The sequence below is a fragment of the Pseudoflavonifractor gallinarum genome, from assembly GCF_014982855.1.
GTDB lineage: Bacteria > Bacillota > Clostridia > Oscillospirales > Oscillospiraceae > Pseudoflavonifractor_A > Pseudoflavonifractor_A gallinarum.
The window spans coordinates 160,456-186,891 of the sequence record NZ_JADCKF010000001.1 but is presented as its reverse complement, the minus strand read 5'-3'; the positions used below and the strand labels follow the sequence as shown (position 1 = coordinate 186,891).

Genomic DNA, 26,436 nt, shown 5'->3' with positions numbered 1-26,436 from the left:
TCCAATCTTCCAAAGTTGAACTGCGCTCAGCGGATGAGCACGCCCTCGCCATTGACGGCCTGGGAAGTGCCCGACTGTCCGAAGTAGACCGAGAGCACATCGGCGGCCACTGCTGCCAGTCCGCCGCCCGAGTCACCGTGCTCGGCCACCAGGGCGATGGCGATCTCCGGGTCATCATAGGGGGCAAAGCACACAAAGACGGCGTTGGCCTCGGTGGTCTCCGAGCCTACCTGGGCGGTACCGGTCTTGGCACCCACCTCTACGGGCAGGTCTTTAAAGTACTTGGATACGCTGCCCTCGGTGCCCAGCAGGTACATGCCGTACTTGACCGCCTCCAGGTTCTCCTCACTGATGTTGATGGTGTCCAGGGGCTCCGGCTCATTCTCCAGCACCACCTGGGAGTAGTCGCTGCTCTTGACCGTCTGGAGCAGGTGGGCAGGATAGTGGTTTCCGCCGTTGACCAGCGTGGCGATGTAGTTGGCCAGCTGGAGGGGGGTACACAGGGTATTGCCCTGTCCGATGGCAGCCGAGAGGAGTAGTCCGCCATACCATTCCTGATTCAGACGCTCACTGGTCTCCGGTCCGGCCACATAGCCGGTATACTCGGGCACCTCGATGCCGGTGGACTGACCCAGACCGAACATGGCGGCGTACTCATCCAGCAGGTCGATCCCCAGCCGGTCGGCCAGGGTAAAGAAGAAGACGTTGCAGGAGTCCTCAATAGCATGGGCCATATCCTCCCAGCCATGGGTGCCTCCCTGCTGGCGATAAATCCAGCATTTCGGATGGTAGTCTCCGTAGGGGTATTTTTCTCCCTCCGGATAGCGGAAATAACCCGTATCCAGGATCTCCTCATAGGGGGTGGTCAGCCCCTCCTGAAGGGCGGCCACACCGGTGATCATCTTAAAGGTGGAGCCGGGGGAGTAGAGTCCCATGGTGGCCCGGTTATACAGGGGACGCAGGGGGTCCTTGAGCAGCTCGTTGTAGAGGCTGCTGTCCTTATAGGCCTGGGATATGTCGAAGGTAGGATAGGAGGCGATAGCCTTCACTCCGCCCTTCATGTCGATGACCACGCCTGCCGCACCCTCTACCGTGTCGGAGAGTCCGGGTACCCGGGTAGCCAGAGACTGCTCCAGCGCCTCCTGAAGGCGCAGGTCAATGGTGGTGACCACATTGTTGCCCGGTTTGGGGGCCATGGGCTCTCCGGTCTCGGGGTCGGTCTTCCAGGTCTCGCTGACCACCTTCCCCTCGCTGTTGAGCTCCACGATCTGGGTGCCCTCCTCGCCCCGGAGATAGGACTCGAAGGCCTTCTCCATGCCTTCCTTTCCCACAATGTCGTCCATTTTATAGCCGTTATTCTTGTAATAGGAGTCCTCCTCGTTCCACTCCTCCGCAAAAATGGGCCCCACGCGCCCCAGGATGTGGGCGGCGTAGGAGGTCTCATAGACCCGGGTGGTGGTGGGCTCGATCTTGACGCCCTTGAGGCCCTGCTCCTTGACAGCGGTGATAAAGCGGATATCCACATCCTGGGCAAAAATATATTCGCTGGTGGCCGCGCCTTTGCTGCGCAGGGTGAGCTCATAGAGCACGCCGATCAGGTCCCTGGCCTCCTCATCGGGCATGGTGGGATCGATGCCGAAGTGATCCTTCATCTTGGCGATGAGAGGGGCGGCTGAAACCGTATCCTCCGGCGCGGCGGGGGTCTCCGCCGCCTGGGTCCCGGTCTCGGTGGTCTGGGAGGCGGCATCCACCGCCTTCCGGTAGGCCTCCCACTCCTCGCCCAGCGCCACGCCGGAGGCTGACGCGGTCTCCCAGCTGCTGTTGTTCTCGCTCAGGATATCCATGAGCTTGAGGAAGGCCCGGCGGTTGGTCCCCGTGGCGGTACCCAGCGTGTACTCAAAGGGAGGTGCGCCGGTGACCGGCAGGGTGTCCGTCCAAGTCACACCCTGCTCCCGGCAGATCTGAAGCAAGGCGGTGAGAATGGCGTTGCGCTCCTCCTCCGTGCCCATCACACTGGTGTTGAGGCGCACCTGGTAGGTGGAGCGGTTGGAGACCATCACCCGGCCATTGCAGTCCAGGATCTCGCCCCGGACGGCCTCCACCGTCTCGGTCTGGGCGTTTCGCTTGGTAGCCTGGGCCCGGTAATAGGGGCCCTGGATGATCTGAAGCTGATAGAGCACGCCCACAAACAGGAAAAACAGCAGGCCCAACACACCCGACACCACATATACACGCCGTTGAAATTGTTTTTTGTCCATAGGGCAACCTTTCTGTTACGGGAACTCCAAATAAAACGCAGGGACAGACGCGGCTCAGAAGTGGGTCCGTTTGGGGACCCGGCGATACACCCATAAAAAGACCGCGTACACCGGGATCACAAAGGGGAGGGAACAGCCGATCTCCATCCCGGTCAGACGGAGCATGGGCCCCAGTGCATATTCCCCCCAGGCCAGGCGCAGCAAAATCCGCACGCCGTCCACAAAGGCCAGGGCCAGCAGGGCGCACACCAGGCAGCCCCACAGGTTCTGGCGCAGCACATACTGGGCCAGCAGGCCAGCGCCCAGGCCGACCAGGGCCAGGCCCAGGGGCATCCACTCCTCCATCCCTGGATAGAAGCAGGCGCACAGCAGACCCACGCCCAGGCCAAACCCGGCCCCGCCGACACAGCCCTCCAGTACGGCTACCGCCACCACGGCCAGGGGCAGAAGCATGGGCTGCACCGCCGTCACCGGCAGGCGGGTGAGGAAATACCCCTCAAAAAACCAGACGGGCAGGAGGGCCAGGGCATACACGCCCCATTTCACCAGAAAATCATGGCGGGTCAAATGGCTCCCCCCTTACTCAATAATATCAAAGCTCTTGATGACAAAGACCTGCTCCAGCGAATTGAGATCGGTCTCCGGTACGATGACCGCATAGCGGGTCATGCCCGAGGCATCGGTGAGGACCTCTTCCACGTGGCCCACCACCAGGCCGGAGGGATAGATGCCGCTCAGACCGGAGGTGAGGACCTGATCGCCCGCCATGAACTCGCTGTTCTCCGGCAGGTAGGAGAGCTTGAGCTTGCCCTCTCCCATCAGATCGAACTGTCCCTCCAGGATACCGGCGCTGTCGGTGCGGGCGATGAGGCCGCCCATCTCCAGGTCGGAGTCCACCACCGTCATCACCTGGGACCAGTTGACTCCCACTTCATCAATGATACCCACCAGGTTGCCGTATTCATCCACCACACAGTCTCCGGCCTCCACACCAACAGAGCTTCCCTTGCTGAGAATGAGGGTGGAATCCCAGTTGGAGGAGCCGTGGGAGGTCACCGTGGCCGACTCAAACTCAAAGTCCCGCCGCTTCTCCCGCAGGCCCAGCAGGTTGCGCAGGCGCTCATTTTCCTCCGCGTCGCTCTCAGCCTCCCGGAGCTGCTCTTCCAGCTTGGCATAGTCCCGCTTGAGCTGCTCATATTCGGCCTGCATCTGATCCTGGAGGAACAGGCGTTGGTACTGCCCCTCGGTCCAGTTGGCCACCGCGTTGACGCCGTTGCGCACCGGCGTGGTCACGATCCCCACCAGATTGGACAGTGGATCGGCCACCCCGCCCATCAGCGCGGAGGTCACCGCCACGATGAGCGTGAGCAGCACGGCAATGATCAGTATGAGCACACCGTTGTTGCGCAGAAAATCCTTCATCGCCGCACCGTCCCTCTCTTAGCCATCCCGCTCAGCGGCCAGGGCCATACAGTGGACCCCCAGCCGCTCCAGCATACCGCCCAGGCGGCACACCGGCAGGCCCATGACATTGTAATAGTCCCCCTGGATGCCCTGGATAAAGAGGGCGCCATAGCCCTGGATGCCGTAGGCGCCGGCCTTATCCATGGGCTCCCCGGTGCGGATATAGTCCTCGATCTCCCGCTCGGACAGCTCCCGGAAGGAGACATCGGTCACCTCATACTCGGTGTACCGCTCCTCCCCCCGCAGCACCGTGACGCCGGTGTAGACCTGATGGCGGCAGCCCGAGAGGGTGGAGAGCATTTTGAAGGCCTCCAGCGCGTCGGAGGGCTTGCCCAGGACGGCGCCGTCCACCGCCACCACGGTATCGGCCGCAATGATCAGGGTATCTCCGCCCGCCCGCTCGGCCACCGCCTGGGCTTTGAGGGCGGAGAGGCGGCTGACCAGCTCCGACGGAGAGAGTCCGCCGCCCAGATTTTCGTCGATGTCGGGGGACATGGTCTTGAATCCGCTCAGCCCCATCCGGGAGAGCAGCTCTTTGCGCCGGGGGGACTGGGAAGCCAGAATGATGTTCATCTTTTGTAAACTCCTTTACTTTCCGGTGGAGCCGAAGCCGCCGGCTCCCCGCTCAGTCTCATCCAGCGTCTCCACCCGCTCCAGCTGGGCCTGCACCACCGGCATCACGGCCAGCTGGGCCACCCGGTCGCCGGGCTGGATGGTATAGGGGACGTCCGACTGGTTTACCAATCCCACCCGGATCTCCCCCCGGTAGTCGCTGTCGATGACCCCGACTCCGTTGGCCAGGGCCACTCCGTGCTTGATGCCCAGACCCGACCGGGCAAACACCAGGGCCACATAGTCCGCCGAGGGCAGGGCAATGGCAATGCCGGTGGGGAGAGAGACGATCTGCCGGGGCGCAATGGTCACCGGCTCATCCATGCAGGCGCACAGGTCCATCCCGGCCGCGCCCGCGCTGGCGTAAAAGGGAAAGGGAATATCGGTCCCGATCTTGGGGGACACGGCTTTGATTTTCAGATTCATGCGTATCGTTCTCCTGTCATAGGGTGGGGACGCTTACTCCACGTCCCGGTAGTAGAGGCCCCGGGTATACTCCCTGGGCTCCCAGTCGCTCCGCCCCAGGTAGCGCTCCACCGCACGGACACACTCGGCGGGGGATTCCACCGTGAACATGAGCCGCTGGGCCCACGCCCCGCAGCGGCGGACGTCGTTTTGTTTATTCCCCAGGAAAAGGGTTTTGGAGTTGAGGATCTCATTGCGGCAGCCGTAGGTCCGCACCACCGGGAAACGGGCCCCCTTGCGGTCGGTGAGGAGGTTCTCCTCCCCTTCGCAGGCGTGGCGGCACACGCCGCCGGTGCGGTTGCGGATGATGCAGTTTTCCATGATCATCAGGGGCAGGCGGCCATAGGTGATGATCTCGGTGTCCACCGCCTTGGAGAGATCCCGGATCTGGGCCAGCTTGAGCTCAAAGGACACGGCGGCCGACTTGAGCCCCATGTGGCGCAGCTCTTTGAGGGCCTGGGAGTTGAAGATCTCCAGGCCGAAGTCGCCCCGCAGGCCGAAGCCCATCTCCTTTGCCACATCCAGCATGCCCAGATTGCCCACCAGGGCATCCTCCACGCCCATATCCCTCACCCGGCGGAGCTGCTCGGTCATGGTCTTCCACTCCCGGTCCCAGGCGATGCGGGGGAGAGTGACAGCCAGATTGCCCCGCCCGGCCAGTTCCGGATGGGCGGCCAGCTCCTCCAGCGGCACATAGATCAGGGCGGGGGAGAGGGCCAGAAGGGCGCCCGTCACCTGCTCAGCACGGCTCACCGACACGGTGAGGAGGGGCTCCTCCCGCCGGTTCTCATAGCGCACACCGGGCTGGAAGGTCCCTCTCCGCCGGACAGGGGGCGCCATGCGCCGGGCAGAGAGCTCCTCCAGTGCCTCCCGCCGCAGGGCGTTGAGGGCGGCGGCCGGGAGGGAGAGTCCCTCGTCCACCACCGAGCGCACCCCCTCACAGCGGTAGGGTGTACCTCCGGTGCGGGAGAGCTGCTTCTCCACCCCCTCCGGGGTGAGGGGCTTGGTGCGGGCCGCCTCGGGGACGGGGCCCTCCACCGTGACTACATTCTCCCGGTCGTCCTTCACGCCCACCTGGGCCGGCTCACCCTTTCGGATCAGGGAGTAGAAGGTGATGGGCACCCGCTGGCTCTCCCCGTCCTCATAGGTCTGCCGGGCCAGGGCAAAGAGCTCCCGGGGTTCCTTCTGCTCCTCCCGGATACCGAACATATCCGGTCCGGTTTTGCCCTGGTAGAAGCCCTCGGTAAAGCCCTGGCGGGAGAAGGCCTCGGTCAGCTGCCGCACCTCCTCGGCGGTGGGCTCCCGCCCCTCGCGGATGGCGGAGGCATAGACCCGGGTGATGACGGCCACATACTCGGGCCGCTTCATCCGCCCCTCCAGCTTCAGACAGGCCACGCCCATCTTCCGCAGCTCCCGCAGGTGTCCGGCCAGGGACATGTCCTTGAGGGAGAGGGGGTTGCCGTCGGCCTTCCCGTTCCAGCCATAGCGCATGCGGCAGGGCTGGGCGCACAGGCCCCGGTTGCCGCTGCGCCCGCCGATGACCGAGGACATGAAGCACTGTCCCGAGTAGCACATGCACAGGGCGCCGTGGCCAAAGACCTCGATCTCGATGGGGGAGTGCTCACAGATATAGGCGATGGCGTCCCGGGACAGCTCCCGGGAGAGCACCGCCCGGGTCATGCCAAAATCGGCCATCTTCTTCACGCCGTCCAGGTTGTGCACCGTCATCTGGGTGGAGGCGTGGATGGGCACATCGGGGGCGGCCTGACGCACCATGCGCAGCACCCCCAGGTCCTGGACCAGGATGGCGTCCACGCCGATGTCGCTGGCGTCGGCGGCACACTCGGCGGCCGCGGGCAGTTCCCGGTCTCCCAGCAGGGTGTTGAGGGTCAGATAGACCTTACAGCCCCGGAGATGGCAGTAAGAAACCGCCGCCGCAAACTCCTCCCGGGTGAAGTTCTTCGCGTTGCGGCGGGCGTTGAAATCGCCGTATCCCATGTAGATGGCGTCGGCGCCGTTCTGTACGGCAGCATGGACGGCCTCCATGGAGCCGGCGGGTGAGAGCAATTCCAGCATACGTCCTCCTTTGTGGTATCTGGGATGGATAAAGGCAGAACACGGGGCGGCCGGAGACCGCCCCGCATCCTGCCCGGCGTCTTATTTCCGGTTCTGGAGCTTGAAGATCTCCCGTTTGGCCTCGGAGAGCTCCATTTTCAGCTTGGTGCCCTCCTCCAGGTACTCCTTGAGCTGGCGGCGCAGATTCTCCGACGCCTCCTGCTCTTTATAGTATTCATCGGCAATGTTCAGTGCCGCCAGCACCACGCTCTCCACCAGGGAAGCCCGGCCGCTGGAGAGCACTTCCTGTACTTTATTGTCCACATGACCGGCCACCCGGCGGACATAGTTTTCCTCCTCGGCGGCCACGATGGTATACTCCTGTCCCGCAATGGTGACTGTGATGTGGTTCCTCATAGCTGTGTCCTCCCGCCTGTTCTCTCGTTATAATTATGTCAACCCAATAACTCGGGTGTTCAGACTTGTCAATAGTATAACACACGCCGCCCCAACTAAAAAGCCTGATATTGTGAATTTTCCGGCCCGCAGGCCCTCCGACCGGGCGGAAGGAAAAGATTTCTCCCACCCCCGCCTTTCCCCCCGGTGGATTTTGTGGTATGATAATGTGTAATTCTGTACTGGAAAGGGGGGAGGCTCCATGGCTGGAAAACTGCTCTATCCCGGCGCCATCCTGTCGCTCTCGGCTGACTGTGCCGACCGTCTTTGCTCCGCGGGAAACGGAGACGCCGCGCTGCTCTATCTCCATCTGCTGCGCCGGGCGGGTGAGTTTGATCCCCGCCGGGCCGCCCACCTGCTCCACTGGTCCCCTGACCGGGTGGAGGAGGCCTTTGAGGCCCTGGTGAAGCTGGGTCTGGCCGACCGGAGTGAGAAGGTCTCCCCGCCGGCCGCCCCCCAGGAGCCTGAAGAGCCCCCCGAGTACACCGCCGCCGACCTCACCCGGGAGCTGGAGGACGGCTCCTCCCCCTTCCCCGGACTGGTGGGCGAGGTCCAGCGCCGCCTGGGCAAGATCCTCTCCACCTCCGATCTGAAGATGCTCTACACCCTCTACGACTTTCTCTCCCTCCCGGCGGAGGTCATCCTTCTGCTGGTCAATTATTGTGTGGAGGAGATGGAGCACAAATATGGGCCGGGCCGCAAGCCCCGCCTCTCCCAGATCCGCAAGGAGGGCTTTGTCTGGCGGCGTCTGGGGGTGGACACCTTTGAGGCGGCCGACGCCTATCTGCGCAAGCAGGCCACCCTGCGCACCCGCACCGCCGCCGTGCTGCCCCTGCTGGGCATCACAGGCCGCGCGCCGGTGGAGGCCGAGCGCAAATACATCGCCGCCTGGCTGGACATGGGCTTTGAGGACGGGGCCATCCGCCTGGCCTATGAGCGCACCGTCCTGCAAAAGGGCAATATGAACTGGCCCTATCTCAACTCCATCCTGAAGAGCTGGCACCAGAAGGGACTGCACACCGTGGCCCAGGTCCAGGCCGGAGATTCCGACCGGCCCCGGGTCTCCTCCGCGCCCCAGCCCATGCCCACGCCCCCCGGCGAGGCCGACCGCCGGGTGCGGGAGGACCTGGAGCGGATGCGGGAATACCTGCGCCAGCAGAGCGACGATCCCAAGGGAGGTTAAGTCATGGCATACGACTCCAATGTGCTCCGCCGAGCCACCCAGCGGCTCTCCGAGGAGCGGCGGCTCCGGGAGGAGATGCAGGACCGCCGCCGGGCTGAGATCTATCAAAAGCTCCCCCAGGTGGCCCAGATCGACCAGCAGCTGCGCCGCACCATCGTGGACATCATCGCCGCCTCCCTGCGCACCGGCGACGATCCCGCCCCCGCCATTGGGGAGGTCAAGCGCAAAAACCAGGCCCTTCAGGAGCGCCGGACCCAGCTGCTTCTGGAAAACGGCTATCCCGCCGATGCCCTGGACGCCCGTCCCGCCTGCCCCACCTGCGGGGATACCGGCTGGGTGGGGGCCAATATGTGCTCCTGTCTGAAAAAGCTCTGCGCCCAGGAGCAGATCCGGGAGCTCTCCAAGCTCCTGGACCTGGGGGAGCAGTCCTTTGACACCTTCTCCCTGGACTATTACAGCGACCGTCCCTGGCCCGGTGAGCTGGAGTCTCCCCGGGAGCGGATGGAGTTCATCCGGGATGTGTGCTACAACTATGCCAGCCGCTTCCCCAAATTCGTCTACCGCAACCTCTTCCTCACTGGCGCCCCCGGTCTGGGCAAGACCTTTCTCTCGGCCTGCATCGCCCGGGCGGTGGCTGAGAAGGGGTACTCTGTGGTCTATGACACGGCGGTGAACATTTTTGCCCGGTTTGAGGAGCAGAAGTTCTCCCGGGATGAGCTGGATATCCGGGATGCCCGGGATGAGACCCGGCGCTACCTCCACTGCGACCTGCTCATTCTGGACGACCTGGGCAGTGAGATGACCACGCCCTTTGTCCAGTCCGCCCTCTATACCCTGGTCAATACCCGCCTCACGGCGGGACGGCGGACCGTGATCTCCTCCAACCTGTCCATGGACGAGGTGCGCCGTCGCTACTCCGGTCAGACCGCCTCCCGTCTGGAGGGAGAGTATCGGGTCCTGCCCTTCTACGGCGAGGATATTCGCCTGCTGCGGAAGCAGCGTCCGATCTGAACAAAAAGCTTCCCTTCCGGCCGAATGGCCGGAAGGGAAGCTTTTTTCTGTCAGGAGAGGATCTGGCCGTCTTTCGCCACCAGGCGTCCCTCTTTGAACACATAGAGCCGTCTGGAGTGGCTGATGATGGCCTCCTTCGCGGTGGGCGCGTCCAGCACCACCAGGTCGGCCCGGCACCCCTGGGAGAGCCCGTAGTCCTGGAGCAGGGCGTTGCGGGCCGGACCAAAGGTCACCATTTCCATGACCTTTTCCAGCTGTTCCCCCGTGCCGTACTGGAGCACCTGGGCCGCAAAGAGGGCCTCCTCCAGCAGATCGCCGTTTCCAAAGGGGCGATAGGGGTCCCGCACATTGTCCGAGGCCACCGCCACGTTGACGCCCGCCCGCAGCAGCTCGTCCACCCGGGTCACACCCCGGCGGATGGGCTGATGGTCCTTGCGGCCCATCAGGTACATGTTGCAGGAGGGGAGGGTGATCACATGGACGCCGGCCTCGGCGCACTCCCCGATGGCCCGGCGGGCCAGGTCGTCGTCCACCGCGCTCAGGGCCGTCACATGGCCGCAGGTCACCCGGCCGGCCATGTGATACTCCCGGGCGCGCTGAAGTACCCGGAGGAAGCAGTCGATATTGGGCCGGTCATGCTCGTCGATGTGGAGGTCCAGGGGAAGGCCGTACTCGTCGGCCAGGGCAAAGAGCCGGTCGATCTCCCCCATGGGGTCAGGGGTAAAGAGGGGATAGCCCGCCAGGAAATCTACCCGGCCCGCCCGGGCAGCCGCCCGGAATTCGGCGTCATACTCCTCCCGGTACTGCACGATGCCCAGCAGGTCCAGTCTGCCCCGGTACTCCTCCTTCAGCTCCTCCAGGGCCTGAAGGGAGGCCATGCCCCACTCGGGACAGACCAGTACATGGGTCTTGACTGTGCCGGTGCCGGAGGCCAGCTCCCAGTCCAGCACCCGGCGGGAGCGGGCCTTGATGTCCTCCACCATGCCCCCCTCGGGAATGCGTGCCAGATAGCGGGCAAAGATCCCGTAGGCCTCCTCCAGATTGGGGGTGTCCTCCTCCACGGCGGTCAGAGCCTTGTCCAGGTGGGTGTGGGACTCCACAAAGCTGGGAATGACCAGCTTACCGGCCGCCTCCACCTCCATGGCCCCCGTATCGGGCAGCCCTTCGCCCACGGCCTGAATCCGGCCCTGGGAAATGGCGATGTCCAGGCCCTTTCCCACGCCGAACACCGTCGCTCCACGGATCAACACATCACAGATACCCATCGCTTGCTCCTCCTTATTTGGATTGGACGCGGCCCCTTCCGCGTCAGTGGATGATACTGCGGTACATCTCCTCGCTCCCCACACGCCCCACGGCGGACAGGGAGACCTGCTGGAAGTCAAAGAGCTCCTGGGCCAGGGCGCGGATCTGTTCCCGCTCCACCGCGTCATAGCCCCCGATGATCTCGTCCGGGGTGAGGACCCGGCCGTAGAGCAGCTCCCCCCGTCCCATATGGCTCATACGGGCCTGGGTGGACTCCAGTCCCATGAGAATATTGGCTTTGGCCTGCTCCCGGGCCCGGGAGAGCTCCTCCTCCGAGATCCCGTGCTCGGCATAGTCCCGCACTGCGGCGCAGATGGTGCGCAGGGCCTCCTCCTCCATCTCCCGGCCCAGGGCGGTATAGATGGCGAAGAGGCCGGTCTCGGCGTGGCCCGCCGTGTAGGAGTAGACCGAGTAGCACAGTCCCCGCTTCTCCCGCACCTCCTGCCACAGCCGGGAGGACATTCCGCCTCCCAGAGTGGTGGAGAGGAGCTGAAGGGCAAAGCGCCGGTCATCGCCGTAGGGGAGGCCCGGGAAGGCCAGGGTCAGGTGGTTCTGCTCGATGGCCTTTTTCTTGAGGGTGAAGGCCGCCTGGTAGGCTCCCGGCCGGGAGGCGGGGGATTTGCCCGGCTCCAGCGCCGAGAAGCGCTCCTTGAGTTCCTCCACATCCTGACTCCGGAAGCTTCCCGCCAGGGAGACCACGATCCGGTCCGGACGGTAGTGCTCCCGCATATAGGTCCGCAGCCACTCGCCCGTCATTTTGCTGAGGGTGGCCTTCCGGCCCAGGATGGGCCGGGCCAGGGAGGAGCCCCGGTAGACCTCCAGGGCCAGCCGCTCGGCACACAGGTCCTCGGGGTTATCCTCATACATGCCGATCTCCTCCAGGATGACCCCCCGCTCGGTCTCCACATCCTCCTCGGCAAAGCGGGAGGAGAAGAACATATCACAGAGAATATCGGTGGCCAGGGGCAGGTGGGTGTCCAGTACCCGGGCGTGGAAGCAGGTGCACTCCTTGGTGGTAAAAGCGTTGACCTGTCCACCGATGGCGTCCATCTCCTCGGCCAGGGCGGCGGCGGTGCGCCGCTGGGTCCCCTTGAATACCATGTGCTCAATAAAATGGGCCGCCCCGTTCTCGCTCGCCTTCTCATGGCGGGAGCCGGTGCCCACCCAGATGCCCAGCGCCGCCGAGCGCACGCCGGGCACCGCTTCGGTACAGATGCGCACGCCGTTGGGCAGTAAAATCGTCTGATCCATACAATTCCTTTCTTTTTGTCCCTTTCACAGGACATATGGTCGGATGGTGTCATTATAGCACCATCCGACCCCCCTGTCAGCAGGAAAGATCCCCTTGGGGCTGCCATTTCTCCCCCAAATTGTGCTATACTGGGGAAAAATCCATCTGGAAGGGGGCCTTCCCATGACCTACGACGCTGCGCTCCGGGCGCTGCTCACCGCCCTGCTGGAGGAACAGGGGAAAACCGTGTCTCTCCCCGCCGGGCCAGAGGAGCGGCGGAAACTCCTGCGCGCGCTGATGAACACCCGCCCGCCAAAGCCCATTGCCCCGGAGCTGCTGGTTTTGCAGGACCAGATCCTCCAGGATGACCTCTCCCGCCGCGTGCTCACCGACGCAGATACGCTCCCGCCGGTCCCCCTGGACCGCCGCATTTCTCTCTGGCGTGGAGACATCACCGCCCTGCGATGCCAGGCCGTGGTCAATGCGGCCAATCCCGCCCTGCTGGGCTGCTTTCGTCCCCTGCACAACTGCATTGACAATGTGATCCACTCGGCCGCAGGCATTCAGCTCCGCCTGGCCTGCCACGCCCGGATGGAGGCCCAGGGCCACCCCGAGCCGCCCGGAAAGGCCAAGCTCACCCCGGCCTACAACCTGCCCGCCCAATATGTGCTCCACACCGTGGGCCCCCGGGTAGAGGGGGAGGTCACCCCGGCAGATCGGACCGCGCTGGAGAGCTGCTACCGCTTCTGCCTATCCCTGGCGGCCACAAACCAGATCGAGCAGGTGGCCTTCTGCTGCATCGCCACCGGGGTATATGGCTTTCCCGGGGAAGAGGCCGCCGCGCTGGCTGTGGCCACCGTTCGGGAGGAGCTGGACCATCTTCCTCAAATCCGGCAGGTGATCTTCAACGTCTTTACCCCCCGGGATGAGGTGCTCTACCGCGCCTTACTCTTCTGAATCGCTCCCAACAGAACAGCACCCCCGGCCATCCGAATGGATGGCCGGGGGTGCATTTTATTTATTGGCCGGCTCGGTTCTCTTTCCACTTTCCGGAGAGATAGTAGCCGATGATCACACACAGGGAGCCGGCGGAGGCCACCGGGGCGCCCACGCCCACGCCTATCATGCCCCAGTCCAGCACCAGCGAGAACAGGATGCACGCCGGGATACGCAGGATCAGAGAGGACATGAGGTTGTTGGTCAGGGAGAAGGTGGTGTGCCCGCTGGCAATGAACAGGCCGTTGATGCAGAAGCAGAAGGGCACGAACAGATAATCAAAGCAGAAGGTGTTCATGTAGACCACGCCGTACCCCACCAGTTCCGGGTCCCGGTTAAAGAGGGCGATGATCTCGGCCGGGAAGATCCGGGTCACCAGGAAGATGAGCACGCTGATGATGGCAGCAATTCCGGTGCCGATCCAGCAGGTCTTGACCGCCCGGTCCCAGCGGTCGGCGCCGATGTTCTGTGCACAGATGGTGGAGATAGAGGCCGCCAGCGCCACGGCAGGCATAATGGCAAAGCCGTTGAACTTGGACACCACACCCACAGCTGCCGAGGCGTTGACTCCGCCGATGTAGTTGGTGAGTACCGTGATGATCAGGAAGGAGAAGCTGGTCACTCCATTCTGCACCGCAGAGGGCAGGCCCAGGCGGAAGATCCGGCCCACATAGTGCCGGTCCACCCGGAGGGATTTGGGTTTAAAGTCAAAGACAAAGTTGTCCCGGGCCAGGGTCACCATACAGAGCACCACACTCAGCCCCTGGGAGAACACCGTGGCGATAGCGGCGCCCAGCGCTCCCATGTGGAAAATGGCCACCAGCACATAGTCCAGCACGATATTGGTCACACAGGCGATGAGCACAAAGTAGAAGGGGCGCTTGGAGTCTCCCATGCCCCGCTGCACCGCGCTGAGCACATTGTAGGCAAAAATGAAGAGGATGCCTGCGCAGGTCACCACCAGATAGCGGTTTGCCTCGTCAAAAGCCTCCTTCGGCGTTTGGATCAGCCGAAGGATGGGCACCCGTAGAAAGATCATCAGCGCCGTGATGATGACGCCCGCGATCAGCAGGGTGGTCATCAGAGTGGCCGTCACCTCTTCAATGGCCTTGCGGTCCCTGCGCCCCATGGCCTGGGCGATGAGGATGGTTCCGCCGGTACAGAGTCCCACCACGATGTTGGTCAGGATAAAGGTGATCTGACTGCCGATGTTGACGCCCGACATGCTGATATTGCCCGCAAAATTACCCACAATGAGCATATCTGCCACGCTGTACAGGGACTGGATCAGGTTGGAGGCCAAAAAAGGCAGGGCAAACAGGATGAGCTGTTTTACCACATGCCCCTCGGTCAGGTCCCGCTCGTAGCGGCTGTGCCGCTGTTTTTCTTCCGGCATAGACATATTCCTTTCTTCTCTCTTTTCTCTCAAAAAAATGGCTGTTCTATTAGGATATACGATTGGATATGGGTTGTCAATCCTGTTGACCGGTCAACTAATTATTTTCAAAAAGGATAAAAAGATCCCCGGACACATGGTGCCCGGGGATCTTGCAGATCTGGATTACTTGTACAGCTCGGTCAGGCGCACCAAGTGCTCGTAACGAGCCTTGGCGGCCAGTTCCCGGCAGAGCCATGCTCTGCCGGGCCCCCAGAGAACAATTTGACTTGCTCGGGGCAAGTAAATTGCCCCTGCGCCAAGATTTTGCCTCCAGCAAAATGCTTGTACGGCGTGCCGCCCCGCCGCCGGCGGGGGAGGAGGCCGCCTATGAAAAGACCCCCAGACACATTGTGTCTGGGGGTCTCTTGGGTTCTGCTTACTTGTACAGCTCGGTCAGACGCACCAGGTGCTCGTAACGAGCCTTGGCGGCCTCCTCGTTCTGAGCGAAGAGCTCCTTGGCCTCCTCGGGGAAGGAGCGGGTCAGGGAGGAGTAGCGGGCCTCGTTCATCAGGAACTCCTGATAGCCGCCGGCAGGGGCCTTGGAGTCCAGGGTGAAGGGGTTCTTGCCCTCGGCCTTGGCGGCGGGGTTGAACCGGAACAGGTTCCAGTAGCCGCACTCCACAGCCTTCTTCATCTCGCTCTGGCAGTTGGTCATGCCGCCCTTGATGGAGTGCATCTCACAGGGAGCATAGCCGATGATCAGAGAGGGACCGTGGTAGTTGACAGCCTCGTTGATGGCCTTCAGGGTCTGAGCGGGGTTGGCGCCCATGGCCACCTGAGCCACATAGACGTAGCCGTACTGCATGGCGATCTCAGACAGGCTCTTCTTGGCCACACGCTTACCGGCAGCGGCAAACTGAGCCACCTGGCCGATGTTGGAAGCCTTGGAAGCCTGACCGCCGGTGTTGGAGTACACCTCGGTGTCGAAGACGAAGACGTTGACATCCTCGCCGGAAGCCAGGACGTGGTCCAGGCCGCCGTAGCCGATGTCGTAAGCCCAACCGTCGCCGCCGAAGATCCAGACGGCCTTCTTGGAGAGGTACTCCTTCTCGGCCAGGATCTCCTGGCAGTAGTGGCAGCCGGGATCCTTCTCCAGCTCCTCCACCAGCTTGGCGGTAGCAGCCTGGTTGGCCACGCCATCCTCCAGAGTGGCCAGGTACTCGTGGCACGCGGCACGCTTGGTGTCGATGGTGGTGACCTCCTCCAGCTCGCGGACCTTGGCGATCAGACGCTCGCGGATGGCCTTCTGGCCCAGGTACATGCCCAGACCATGCTCGGCGTTGTCCTCAAACAGGGAGTTGGCCCAGGCGGGACCCTGGCCGCACTTGTTGACGGTGTAGGGAGAGGTCGCAGCGGGGCCGCCCCAGATGGAGGAACAGCCGGTGGCGTTGGAGATATACATCCGCTCGCCGCAGACCTGGGTCACCAGGCGGGCATAGGCGGTCTCGGCACAGCCAGCGCAGGAGCCGGAGAACTCCAGCAGGGGCTGCTTGAACTGGCTCTCCTTGATGTTGGAGGTGCCCTCCATGTCAGCCTTGGAGGCAACCTCGGCCACCATGTAGTCGAAGACCTTCTGCTGCTCGGCCTCCTGCTCCTGGGGCACCATGGTCAGGGCCTGCACGGGGCAGACCTTGGCGCACACGCCGCAGCCCATGCAGTCCAGGGGAGAGACAGCCAGAGCGAACTTGTAGGTGCCCTTGCCCTTGCCGGCCTTGATCTCCACAGCCTTGGTGGCGGCGGGAGCCTTGGCGGCCTCCTCCTCAGTCAGGGCGTAGGGACGGATGGTGGCATGGGGGCAGACATAGGCACACTGGTTACACTGGATACACTTGTTCTGATCCCAGGTGGGAACATTGACGGCCACGCCGCGCTTCTCGTAGGCGGAAGCGCCCTGCTCGAAGGTGCCGTCCACATGGGCCTCGAAGGCGGAGACGGGCAGGGAGTCGCCCTCCATCTTGTTGATGGGGGTGAGCAGGTCCTTCACCATCTTCACGGTGGCGGGACGGCCGCTCAGCTCGGCGGTGCAGCCGCAGTCCTCGGCAGTAGCCCAGGAGGCGGGCACGTCGAACTTCTTGAAAGCGGTGGCGCCGGCCTCGATGGCCTTGTGGTTCATATCCACCACGTCCTGGCCCTTCTTCAGGTAGGAGTGGGTGGCAGCGTCCTTCATATACTGGATAGCCTCGGCCTCAGGCATTACCTTGGCCAGGGCGAAGAAGGCGGACTGCAGGATGGTGTTGGTACGCTTGCCCATGCCGATCTTGGCGGCCAGGTCGATGGCGTCGATGGTGTAGACCTGGACGTTATGCGCAGCGATGTAGCGCTTGGCCACGGCGGGCATATGCTTGTCCAGCTCCTCAGCGCTCCACTGGCAGTTGATGAGGAAGGTACCGCCGTCCTTCACATCGCGGACCATGGGATAGCCCTTGATGATATAGGAGGGGTTGTGGCAGGCCACGAAGTCGGCCTTATTGATATAGTAGGGGCTGCGGATGGCCTTGTCGCCGAAACGCAGGTGGGACACCGTCACGCCGCCGGTCTTCTTGGAGTCATACTGGAAGTAGGCCTGGACGTACTTGTCGGTGTGGTCGCCGATGATCTTGATGGAGTTCTTGTTGGCGCCGACAGTACCGTCGCCGCCCAGACCCCAGAACTTGCACTCGATGGTGCCCTCAGCAGCGGTGTTGGGGCAGTCGTGCTCGGCCAGGGACAGGTTGGTCACATCGTCCACGATGCCGATGGTGAACTGACGCTTGGGCTCGGCCTTCTCCAGCTCCTCATAGACAGCGAACACGCTGCTGGGGGGAGTGTCCTTGGAGCCCAGGCCGTAACGGCCGCCGATGACGGTCTTGTCGGTGATACCGGCGTTGGCCAGAGCGGTGACCACATCCAGGTACATGGGCTCGCCCTGAGCGCCGGGCTCCTTGGTCCGGTCCAGAACGGCGATCTTCTTGGCGGTGGCGGGGATGGCGGCCAGCAGCTTGTCGGCCCGGAAGGGACGGTACAGGCGGACCTTCACCAGACCCACCTTCTCGCCGTGGGCGTTCAGGTAGTCGATGACTTCCTCGGCCACGTCGCAGATGGAGCCCATAGCGATGATGACGCGGTCAGCGTCGGCAGCGCCGTAGTAGTTGAAGAGCTGATAGTTGGTGCCCAGCTTCTCGTTGACCTTGCCCATGTACTCCTCGACAATGCCGGGAACGGCGTCGTAGTACTTGTTGCTGGCCTCGCGATGCTGGAAGAACACGTCGCCGTTCTCGTGAGAACCGCGCATGACAGGGTGCTCGGGGTTCAGAGCGCGCTTGCGGAACGCCTCCACAGCGTCCATGTCCACCATCTCTTTGAGATCGTCATAATCCCAGATGGCGACCTTCTGGATCTCGTGGGAGGTACGGAAGCCGTCGAAGAAGTTGATAAAGGGAACACGGGACTTGATGGCAGCCAGATGGGCCACAGCAGCCAGGTCCATGACCTCCTGCACATTGCCCTCGGCCAGCATGGCAAAGCCGGTCTGGCGGCAGGCCATGACGTCGGAGTGGTCACCGAAGATGTTCAGCGCGTGGCTGGCCACAGTACGGGCAGACACGTGGAACACACAGGGCAGCAGCTCGCCGGCGATCTTGTACATGTTGGGGATCATCAGCAGCAGACCCTGGGAAGCCGTATAGGTGGTGGTCAGGGCACCGGCGGCCAGAGAGCCATGAACGGTACCGGCGGCACCGGCCTCGGACTCCATCTCGATCACCTTGACGGTGGTGCCGAAGATATTCTTACGACCCGCGGCGGCCCACTGGTCCACATTGTCGGCCATGGGGCTGGAGGGGGTGATGGGGTAGATACCCGCAACCTCGGTAAAGGCGTAGGATACATGGGCGGCCGCTGTATTGCCGTCCATCGTTTTCAGCTTACGAGCCATGAAACGATTCCTCCTTGTGTGTTTTCCTTTTCAGCAGCGTCCTTATTCTATCACCAACCATTCTGTTTGTAAATCGCCCTCCCCGCAGAAAAAACGCTTTTCATTAAAAAATCACGATTATAAATTATAATGCCCGTATTAGCTAATTAAACTCACTGTTTCAATTGAAAAAAGCATATAAATACGATATGATAAACGCGGGTTTTTTCTTTTTAACAAATGGGAATCGTGGACAGCGTTTTTCCACGCCGCCCCCATCCCCGGGGGACATTTCTTCTATGATTTGCTAAGCACGGTTCTTTCATACCGTTACTGTTTTGGAAAAAGGTGGAGTCAAAATGTTCTGTCATGTGCGCTCCCTGGGTCTTCAGGGGCTCAATGGATATGAGGTCCTGGCTGAGTGCGACCTCTCCAATGGCCTGCCTGCCTTTGATGTAGTGGGCCTGCCCGATGCGGCGGTGAAGGAGGCCCGCAACCGGGTGCGCTCCGCCGCGAAAAACTGTGGGTTTTCCTTTCCTGTCTCCCGCATCACGGTCAACCTGGCTCCTGCCGACCGGCGGAAAGCGGGTACGGTCTACGACCTGCCCATGCTGGTGGGCATTCTGGCGGCCGGAGGACAGCTTCCGCCCCTGCCGGCAGGTGCCGCCTTTGTGGGGGAGCTCTCCCTGGCCGGGGCGCTGCGCCCGGTGACCGGCATGCTCCCCATGGCCCTGGCCGCCCGCCGTGTCGGGATCACCGACCTCTATGTCCCGGCCGACTCGGCCGCCGAGGCCACATTGGCCGGCGGTCTCACCGTCTATCCGGTGGAAGACGTGGGCCAGCTGGTGCGCCATCTGCGGGGAGAGGAGGCCCTTGTTCCCGCCCCCCGCTGGGTCCCTGGCGATCCCACAGGTGCGGAGCTGGACTTTGCCGACGTAAAAGGACAGGACCAGGCCAAGCGGGCCCTGGAGATCGCCGCGGCCGGAGGGCACAACCTGGCCATGATCGGCCCGCCCGGCTCGGGGAAATCCATGCTGGCCCGCCGGCTGCCCTCCATTCTGCCCCGACTCAGCGAGCGGGAGGCCCTGGAGGCCACCCAAGTCCACTCCGTCCTGGGACTCACCTCCCGTGAGGCCCCCATGGTAACCCGCCGGCCCTTCCGCTCCCCCCATCACAGCATCTCGGCCACCGGCATGGCCGGGGGCGGCTCTCCCATTCCCCGGCCCGGGGAGATCTCTCTGGCTCACAACGGGGTACTCTTCCTGGATGAGCTGCCCGAATTTCACAAGGACGTGCTGGAGTCCCTCCGCCAACCCCTGGAAGAGGGACGGGTGCAGATCGCCCGGGCCGCCGCCAGCGAGATCTTCCCCAGCCGCTTCATGCTGGTGTGCGCCATGAACCCCTGCAAATGCGGCTGGTACGGTCAGCCCGGCGGCCGGTGCCGCTGCTCGGAGGGGGAGGTCAAGCAGTATCTTGGGAAGCTCTCCGGCCCGCTTTTGGACCGGGTGGATCTCTATGTGGAGGTCCCGGCCCTGGACTTTGACGCACTCTCCCGCCGTGCACAGGGGGAGAGTTCCTCTGTCATCCGCGCCCGGGTGGAGGCCGCCCGCACACGCCAGAGCGCCCGCTTCGGCCCGGACGGCCCGGACTGCAACGCCCACATGGGTCCCCAGGAGATCCAGCGCTTCTGCCCCCTGGACCAGGCAGGGCAGGAGATCATGCGGGGTGCCTTCCAGCGGCTGGGCCTCACCGCCCGGAGCTATGACCGCATCCTGCGGGTGGCCCGCACCATCGCCGATCTGGACGGGACCGAGGCGATCCAGCCCCACCACCTGGCCGAAGCAGTGCAGTACCGGGAGAGCCCCTATTTCCGCCGCTGATGCCACATGTAAAAACGCTCTGTATTTTGATAAACTCAAAATACAGAGCGTTTTTCTTTATTTGGTCAGATAGCGGCGGACCAGGTCGAAAGCATTGTGGGCGGCAGCGGTACGCACCCGCTCCCGGCCACTGCCCGCGTGGAGCTCCCGCACCCGGGTCCCCTCCGGTGTGGCGATGGCCACATAGACCAGCCCCACCGGGTTCCCCCGGTCATCGGAATCGGGCCCGGCCACGCCGGTGGTGGAGACCGCGATGTCGCATCCCAGGACCCGGCGGGCTCCCTCCGCCATGGCGCGGGCCACCGGCTCGCTTACTGCCCCGTACTCCTCCAGCAGGGCATGGGGCACACCCAGGACCCCCTCCTTGACCGCATTGGTGTAGCTCACCACGCCGCCCCGGAATACGGCGGAGGAACCGGGCAGATCGGTCATGCGCTTGGCAATCAGGCCCCCGGTGCAGCTCTCGGCACTGCCCAAGGTAAAGCCCCGCTCCCGGAGCAGGGCAAACACCGCCTCCTCCAGGGAAGAGATGTCCGCACCGTAGATCTTGTGTCCGAAGAGCGCGCGCAGCTCCTCCTCTACCGGGGCAATGAGAGCCCGGGCCTCGGCCTCGGTGGGGGCCTTGGCAGTGATGCGCAGCTCGCACTCCCCCTCCTTGGCATAGGGGGCCAGGGTGGGATTCTCCATGGCGTTCATCTTCTCCCGCAAGAGTTCCTCCATGCCCGACTCGCCGATCCCAAAGAGCTTGAGGGTGCGGGAGACGATGGCCCCCTCGGACAGGCTTCGGAGATAGGGAACCGCCCGGTGGCGGAACATGGCGGTACACTCCCGGGGCGGGCCGGGCAGCATAAGCACGTGGACCCCGCCCTCCTCAAAGGCGCAGCCGGGGGCGGTACCCCAGTCGTTCTGGAACACCACGGCCCCCTCGGGCACATAGAACTGCTGGGCGTTGTTAGCGGTCATCTCCCGCCCGATTTTCTGGAAAAAGGAGCGGCAGCGCGCCTCGGCCTCGGCGTTGTAGACCAGCTTGCGGCCAAAACACTCGGCCAGGACATTTTTCGTCAGGTCGTCGCAGGTGGGTCCCAGCCCTCCGGTGGTGATGATGAGGTCGGCCCGGGCTTTGGCCAGCTCCACGGCGGCGCGGAGCCGTCCGGGATTGTCCCCCACCACGGTGTGGTAGTAGACGTTGATGCCCAGGGCGGAGAGCCCCTGGGAAAGCATCTGCGCGTCGGTATTGGCGATGTTGCCGAGCAGCAACTCTGTACCGACCGCGATCAATTCGGCGGTGTGTGACATGGCAAAAGACCTCCTCACGGCTTGGATGGGGACAAAAAGGGCCCCCGGTATGGAGTGTAATACCGGGGGCCCTGTACGTCAAGGGAGATTATTTGGTGATCTGGAAGGAGCGGGTGAGGGGTGCGGCCATGTAGTTTCCGCCCAGAATGCAGACGGTGACCACATAGCGGCCCGGCTCAGTGGGAGGCGTGGTGGTGGAAGAGTAAATGCGCCACTTGCTGGTCATGCCGGAATAGAGGTAGTGGACGCTGCTCTGATCTTCCACAGCTTCCCCATCACAGGTGAGGGTGGCCTTGAAATCAAAGCTCTTGGCATCAGCGGCGGAGAGCTTGCCGTTCGGAATCTCCCGATTCCAGGTCAGGTGGGTGCCGCTCAGGCGCATCTTGACCAGCAGGAAGCCCATGCCCACGCCGGTCTCATAGTTCTTGTTGTCGGTGACCACGGCCACAGTGTACAGGCCGGCCCGGTTGGGGGTACCGAAGGAGATGCGCACGCTGTCCAGGATACCGGGCAGCTTGTTGATGACGGTGAGGATCTGGCCAAAGGTGCCGGTGTCGATGTTCAGCTTGTCCAGCAGGTCCAGCAGCTCCTGGGTGCTCAGCAGCTCCCGCAGCTCGCCCACGGTGATGCCCTCCTGCATCATCTGGGTCAGAGTCTTCTGACCGATGGCCTCCAGGGCCTTGTCGATGGTCTGGATGAGCAGAGAGTTGTCGGTGTAGCGCTCAGGCAGGTCCAGATAGAGGCCGGTGGTGACGTTGCTGGTGACGCCGGCGTAGATGGTGTAGAGGTCGAACTGGTCAGCGGGGCTGGTGGTGATGAAGTTCTCGGGCAGCTCGTCCCCGGCAAAGATGTTGGCGGAGTTGACCTTCACGGACACCTTGGCCTTGTTGACGGTGACAGTGCCCTCGGCATTCTCGCTGGGATGGAAGTTGGCGTCGCCCTTGTAGCTGACGTGAATGGACTGCTCACCGGCACCCATCTGAGGATAAGTACCCAGGTTTACATTGCCCAGGTCATAGCTCTTGCCCTCCAGAGGGACCCAGCTCTTGATACCGGAGTCGATGCCGCCGTCAAAAAGAATGGCTTCACTGTAGTATGTGATTTCAAAATCGTCGGCGCTCAGGGTCTCCTTGGCGGGGAGGGTGGAGTTCTCCCAGTCAATGGCATTATCGAAGATGGCCTGCTCCATGACGGAGGCGTCCATGTTGTAGGTGAAGGACACACCGGGCTTGAGGGCCACGATGCTGGCAGGGCGACTGTCGGTCATGTTCACTGTCACGATCGTGGAGTTGCCCTTGTACACCTTCGTATCGCCCACGGAGATCTTGATCTCCCACTCGCCGGTGCCGAACTTTATCAGGCCGGTAAGATCGGTCTCGTTCAGGGGCTTGAAGCTGTCGGTAATGCTGGTCTTGTCCACGTTGTATTCCACGGACACCTGACCATCGGAGGCAGGGGTGATGGAAGCTACCACGGCGTCATAGATGGCGGCGGCGGTGGCGTCATAGTCATAGCCCTGCTCAGCGTCAAAGACTAAGCCCACCTCGTAGGGAGCGGGGTTCAGGTTGAACTGAACCTGCTCGCGGTCGGTAAAGGTAACGTCAATCTCAGCGGAAGTGCCATAGATGGTGTCGGTCCCGGCGTAGGAGACACGGATCTTCTGACTGCCCTCAGAGATGGCGGGGTAGGTCACAGGAATGCCCAGCACAGTGCCCTTACCGCCCTCCAGGGGCATCCAGTCCTTGCCCTGCTCGCCGACGGAGCCGGTGGTGGCGGTGGCATAATACTCGATCTTCACATCGCTCAGGGTCAGCACAGGGTCAGTGGACTCCACCACGGTGTTGAAGATACTCTGATACAGGGTTTCAAAGTCAACCGTGGCATCCTCGTTGTAGGGCAGGCCTACGGTGCAGCCCTCGTTCAAAGTAATGGAGGAGGACAGCTTGGCGACCTTGTGCAGGGTGACCTCAGCGGTAGTACCGGCCAGACGGACCTGGTAGTTTCCGTCCTCGTTCGCGGACAGGGCCGGGTGGGTAAACGTAGTGGGAACAAACACGACTTTCTTTTCACTGGTAAAGCCATTCACAGAGCCCCAGGCGTCATTGGTCAGGAGACCGTTTTTGCCGGTGCAGTAATACTCCCACTCCAAACTCTCATCTTCCACCTGGTCTTTGTTGGCAACCAGTGTGTTAAAAAGAATCTGCTCGACCTCTTCAAGGCTTGCGTCCTCGGGAATCACGGCTTCGCCGCTCTGAAGCTGGGGCGCAGCGAAAGCCACGGCCTCCTCTGCAGCTTCCGTGACCTTGGTCAGATCGGCCTCGGCAGCCAGCGCGGCCAGGGACGTGCCCTGCACCAGGGTGAGGGTGGCCAGCACAGCGGCCAGTCCTCTGCGGATGTCTGTGCGCTTCATGTCAAATCCTCTCTCCTTTGCAGTCATCATAAATAAATGCCTGGAGGTGCGGACCACAACACATCCCCGCACGCTCCAGGCACTCATTATAACTCTCAAAAGGAAAAAAGCAATGACTTAGCGCAATATTTGTCACTTTATTCCAACAGAAATTTTCATTTTTTACAGATACGGAAATATATTTTCATCATTTCCAGCATTTGTTACTTTTGACTTGTGACTTTACGGGTCGATCTTGATGCGCTCGATGCCCTCCACGGCCTGGGCCACCATGGCGTCGATGTCCAGCTCCGCCTCGGCGGCCTCGATCTCCCCGGGCAGGGGGCGCAGGCGGGGATGGCGGGGGGTAAAGACGGTGCAGCAGTCCTCATAGGGCAGGATGGAGGTCTCGAAGGTGTTGATCTTCCGGGCGATGGTGACGATCTCCTCCTTGTCCATGCCCACCACCGGGCGCAGGATGGGGAGGGAGCACACGGCGCTGGTAGCCTTCATGGCCTCCATGGTCTGGCTGGCCACCTGGCCCAGACACTCGCCGGTGACGATGGCCCCGGACTTGGTCCGCTCGGCCACCTTCTCGGCAATGCGCATCATAAAGCGGCGCATGAGGATGGTGAAGAGCTCCTCGGGGCACTTGCGGCGCAGCTCCTCCTGGATGGCGGTGAAGGGCACCACATGGACCATGAGCCGTCCGCACCAGGGGGTGAGGAGCTTGGCCAGGGTGAGCACCTTCTGCTTGGCCTCCTCAGAGGTATAGGGGTAGGAGAAGAAGTGGACCATCTCCAGGGCGATGCCCCGCTTGGCGATCATCCAGGAGGCCACGGGGGAGTCGATGCCGCCGGAGAGCAGGCTGACCGCCCGGCCGTTGATGCCCACAGGCAGACCGCCCGCACCGGGCTCGGGGTCGGCGTGGACATAGGCGGCGTAATCCCGCACTTCCAGATAGACGGTGAGCTCCGGGTGGTGCACGTCCACCTTCAGGTTGGGATAGAGCTCGTCCAGCTCCCCGCCCACATACTGGGAGAGCTGGATGGAGGTCATGGGGAAGGTCTTGTCGGCCCGCTTGGACTCCACCTTGAAGGTCCGGGCGGCGGAGAGCCGGTCCCCCAGGTACTCCTGGGCGGTCTTGAGCATGGCGTCCTTGTCCTTGGCGCAGGCCCGGGCCCGGGAGAGGCCCACCACGCCGAAGAGACGCTTCATGGCCTCATAGGCCCCGTCCAGATTGCAGGAATCCTCCTGGGGCTCCACATACAGGGTGGACTGCTTGGTGTACACCCGGAACTTGCCGAAGGGCCGCAGGCGGCGCTGGGCGTTTCCGATGAGCTTGTCCTCAAAGCTGCGGCGGTTGAGGCCCTTGAGCACGATCTCGCCCAGCTTGAGCAGAATGATTTCATCCATGGATGGTAACTCCTTTATCTCAAAATCTCCCGCCCCGCTCCGGGGCGGGCAGGTATGCAGGGTTCCATGGGTCAGCAGATCCACCCGCTGCCCAGCACGATATCCCCGTCGTAGAACACCGCCAGCTGCCCCGGCGTGGGGGCCCGTGCCGGGGTGAGCATGCGGATCTCCACCGCGTCCCCGTCGGGACAGAGGATGGCGGGGGTCTCCACCTTGGAGTGGCGCAGGCGCACGGTGCATGCCCGCTCCCCCTCCAGGCCCTCTATGGCGATCCAGTTCAGGTCGGTGCACCGGGTCCGGTCCGCGTGGAGGTCGGTTCCGTCGGAGAGCACCACTTCATTGGTCTCCGGCCGGATGGCCGAGACAAAATACCGGTGGGGACCCGACACCCCCAGGCCCCGCCGCTGACCCAGGGTATAGTGGTGGATGCCCTTGTGCCGGCCCAGGACGCAGCCCTCCCGGTCCACAAAGTCGCCGGGGGGCGGCGTGTTTCCCCGGCGGTCCAGCCAGGCGGCATAGTCTCCGTCCGGGATGAAGCAGATCTCCATGGAGTCGGGCTTCTCCGCCACGGCCAGGGCGGCCTCCCCAGCCAGGGCGCGGACCTCCCGCTTCTCATACTCCCCCAGGGGAAAGACCACCCGGCGCAGGATGTCCTGGGGCAGGCGGGAGAGCATATAGGACTGATCGTTGGCGGGCCGTCCCTTCCGCAGCAGGGCCCTTCCGTCCGCCCCTGTGCCCCGGCGGGCATAGTGGCCCGTGGCCACATAGGGCGCGCCCAAACGGTCGGCCAGGGCCAGCAGGGCGGGAAATTTCACCGTGGGGTTGCACAGGGCGCAGGGCAGGGGGGTCTTGCCCGCCAGATAGGTCTGGGCAAAGGGGGTGCAGACCCGCTCCTCCAGGGCGTCCCGGATGTCAGCCGTCTCAAAGGGCAGGCCCAGCTCCTTTGCCACGGCGGCAGCGTCCTCGCCGCCCCCCAGGCCGATGTCCAGCCACAGACAGGTCACGTCGTACTTCTCCCGCAGAAGACGGGCCGCCACGGCGGAGTCCACTCCGCCCGACAGGCCCAGTACCAGCTTTTCTCTCATGGGT

At 63.0% G+C, this 26,436-nt stretch carries 19 protein-coding genes; 4 read left to right on the top strand and 15 right to left on the bottom strand.

What is annotated here, in order from left to right; all coding sequences use genetic code 11:
- Positions 1-26 precede the first annotated feature (26 nt).
- The 7 genes from INF37_RS00865 to INF37_RS00835 form a co-directional block, all read right to left on the bottom strand.
- Entirely contained in the window at positions 27-2,258 is a 2,232-nt protein-coding gene (locus tag INF37_RS00865; protein ID WP_193535827.1) for a penicillin-binding transpeptidase domain-containing protein, read from the bottom strand.
- A gap of 54 nt (positions 2,259-2,312) precedes the next feature.
- Complete coding sequence (locus INF37_RS00860; protein WP_193535825.1) at positions 2,313-2,825, bottom strand: rod shape-determining protein MreD; 513 nt, start codon at positions 2,823-2,825, stop codon at positions 2,313-2,315.
- Positions 2,826-2,837: 12 nt separating this feature from the next.
- On the bottom strand, positions 2,838-3,680 hold the full coding sequence (mreC, locus tag INF37_RS00855; RefSeq protein WP_101692415.1) for a rod shape-determining protein MreC: 843 nt from the start codon (positions 3,678-3,680) through the stop codon (positions 2,838-2,840).
- An 18-nt stretch (positions 3,681-3,698) separates the two neighbouring features.
- A complete protein-coding gene (locus tag INF37_RS00850; protein WP_101692416.1) occupies positions 3,699-4,295 on the bottom strand; it encodes a Maf family protein in 597 nt (198 codons plus the stop codon).
- A gap of 15 nt (positions 4,296-4,310) precedes the next feature.
- Positions 4,311-4,760 carry a dUTP diphosphatase gene (gene dut, locus INF37_RS00845; protein WP_101692417.1) on the bottom strand — a complete coding sequence of 150 codons (450 nt, stop codon included), beginning with the start codon at positions 4,758-4,760 and terminating at the stop codon, positions 4,311-4,313.
- Between the two features lie 33 nt (positions 4,761-4,793).
- The gene (locus tag INF37_RS00840) at positions 4,794-6,875 is read right to left on the bottom strand and encodes a U32 family peptidase (RefSeq protein WP_193535823.1); all 2,082 of its coding nucleotides are present in this window, start codon (positions 6,873-6,875) and stop codon (positions 4,794-4,796) included.
- An 81-nt stretch (positions 6,876-6,956) separates the two neighbouring features.
- Complete coding sequence (locus INF37_RS00835; RefSeq protein ID WP_101692419.1) at positions 6,957-7,271, bottom strand: cell division protein ZapA; 315 nt, start codon at positions 7,269-7,271, stop codon at positions 6,957-6,959.
- Positions 7,272-7,512: 241 nt separating this feature from the next.
- Here INF37_RS00835 and INF37_RS00830 point away from each other — a divergent pair, with 241 nt between their 5' ends.
- Both INF37_RS00830 and INF37_RS00825 read left to right on the top strand, forming a co-directional pair.
- A complete protein-coding gene (locus INF37_RS00830) occupies positions 7,513-8,493 on the top strand; it encodes a DnaD domain protein (RefSeq protein ID WP_193535821.1) in 981 nt (326 codons plus the stop codon).
- Between the two features lie 3 nt (positions 8,494-8,496).
- The gene (locus tag INF37_RS00825) at positions 8,497-9,504 is read left to right on the top strand and encodes an ATP-binding protein (RefSeq protein WP_193535819.1); all 1,008 of its coding nucleotides are present in this window, start codon (positions 8,497-8,499) and stop codon (positions 9,502-9,504) included.
- A gap of 50 nt (positions 9,505-9,554) precedes the next feature.
- Here INF37_RS00825 and INF37_RS00820 read toward each other — a convergent pair whose 3' ends face one another.
- Both INF37_RS00820 and INF37_RS00815 read right to left on the bottom strand, forming a co-directional pair.
- On the bottom strand, positions 9,555-10,769 hold the full coding sequence (locus tag INF37_RS00820; RefSeq protein ID WP_193535817.1) for an amidohydrolase family protein: 1,215 nt from the start codon (positions 10,767-10,769) through the stop codon (positions 9,555-9,557).
- 43 nt (positions 10,770-10,812) lie between these two features.
- On the bottom strand, positions 10,813-12,060 hold the full coding sequence (locus INF37_RS00815; RefSeq protein ID WP_193535814.1) for a M16 family metallopeptidase: 1,248 nt from the start codon (positions 12,058-12,060) through the stop codon (positions 10,813-10,815).
- Positions 12,061-12,223: 163 nt separating this feature from the next.
- Between INF37_RS00815 and INF37_RS00810 the strand changes: the two genes are divergently transcribed.
- On the top strand, positions 12,224-12,997 hold the full coding sequence (locus INF37_RS00810) for a protein-ADP-ribose hydrolase (protein ID WP_193535812.1): 774 nt from the start codon (positions 12,224-12,226) through the stop codon (positions 12,995-12,997).
- 61 nt (positions 12,998-13,058) lie between these two features.
- Here INF37_RS00810 and INF37_RS00805 read toward each other — a convergent pair whose 3' ends face one another.
- Both INF37_RS00805 and nifJ read right to left on the bottom strand, forming a co-directional pair.
- Positions 13,059-14,432 carry an MATE family efflux transporter gene (locus tag INF37_RS00805; RefSeq protein WP_193535810.1) on the bottom strand — a complete coding sequence of 458 codons (1,374 nt, stop codon included), beginning with the start codon at positions 14,430-14,432 and terminating at the stop codon, positions 13,059-13,061.
- A 418-nt stretch (positions 14,433-14,850) separates the two neighbouring features.
- On the bottom strand, positions 14,851-18,387 hold the full coding sequence (gene nifJ / locus INF37_RS00800) for a pyruvate:ferredoxin (flavodoxin) oxidoreductase (protein ID WP_193535808.1): 3,537 nt from the start codon (positions 18,385-18,387) through the stop codon (positions 14,851-14,853).
- Positions 18,388-18,725: 338 nt separating this feature from the next.
- Between nifJ and INF37_RS00795 the strand changes: the two genes are divergently transcribed.
- Positions 18,726-20,246, top strand: a complete 1,521-nt coding sequence (locus INF37_RS00795; protein WP_186963156.1) for a YifB family Mg chelatase-like AAA ATPase — start codon at positions 18,726-18,728, stop codon at positions 20,244-20,246.
- A gap of 57 nt (positions 20,247-20,303) precedes the next feature.
- On the opposite strand, the gene INF37_RS00790 is transcribed toward INF37_RS00795, so the two are convergent.
- The 4 genes from INF37_RS00790 to mnmA all read right to left on the bottom strand — a co-directional run bounded on the left by INF37_RS00790 (position 20,304) and on the right by mnmA (position 26,432).
- Positions 20,304-21,542, bottom strand: coding sequence for a competence/damage-inducible protein A (locus tag INF37_RS00790; protein WP_193535806.1), 1,239 nt, complete (start codon positions 21,540-21,542; stop codon positions 20,304-20,306).
- 88 nt (positions 21,543-21,630) lie between these two features.
- On the bottom strand, positions 21,631-23,952 hold the full coding sequence (locus INF37_RS00785) for a hypothetical protein (RefSeq protein WP_193535804.1): 2,322 nt from the start codon (positions 23,950-23,952) through the stop codon (positions 21,631-21,633).
- 222 nt (positions 23,953-24,174) lie between these two features.
- Positions 24,175-25,347, bottom strand: a complete 1,173-nt coding sequence (thiI, locus tag INF37_RS00780) for a tRNA uracil 4-sulfurtransferase ThiI (RefSeq protein WP_101692429.1) — start codon at positions 25,345-25,347, stop codon at positions 24,175-24,177.
- A 71-nt stretch (positions 25,348-25,418) separates the two neighbouring features.
- Positions 25,419-26,432, bottom strand: a complete 1,014-nt coding sequence (gene mnmA / locus INF37_RS00775) for a tRNA 2-thiouridine(34) synthase MnmA (protein WP_193535802.1) — start codon at positions 26,430-26,432, stop codon at positions 25,419-25,421.
- Positions 26,433-26,436: the final 4 nt, after the last annotated feature.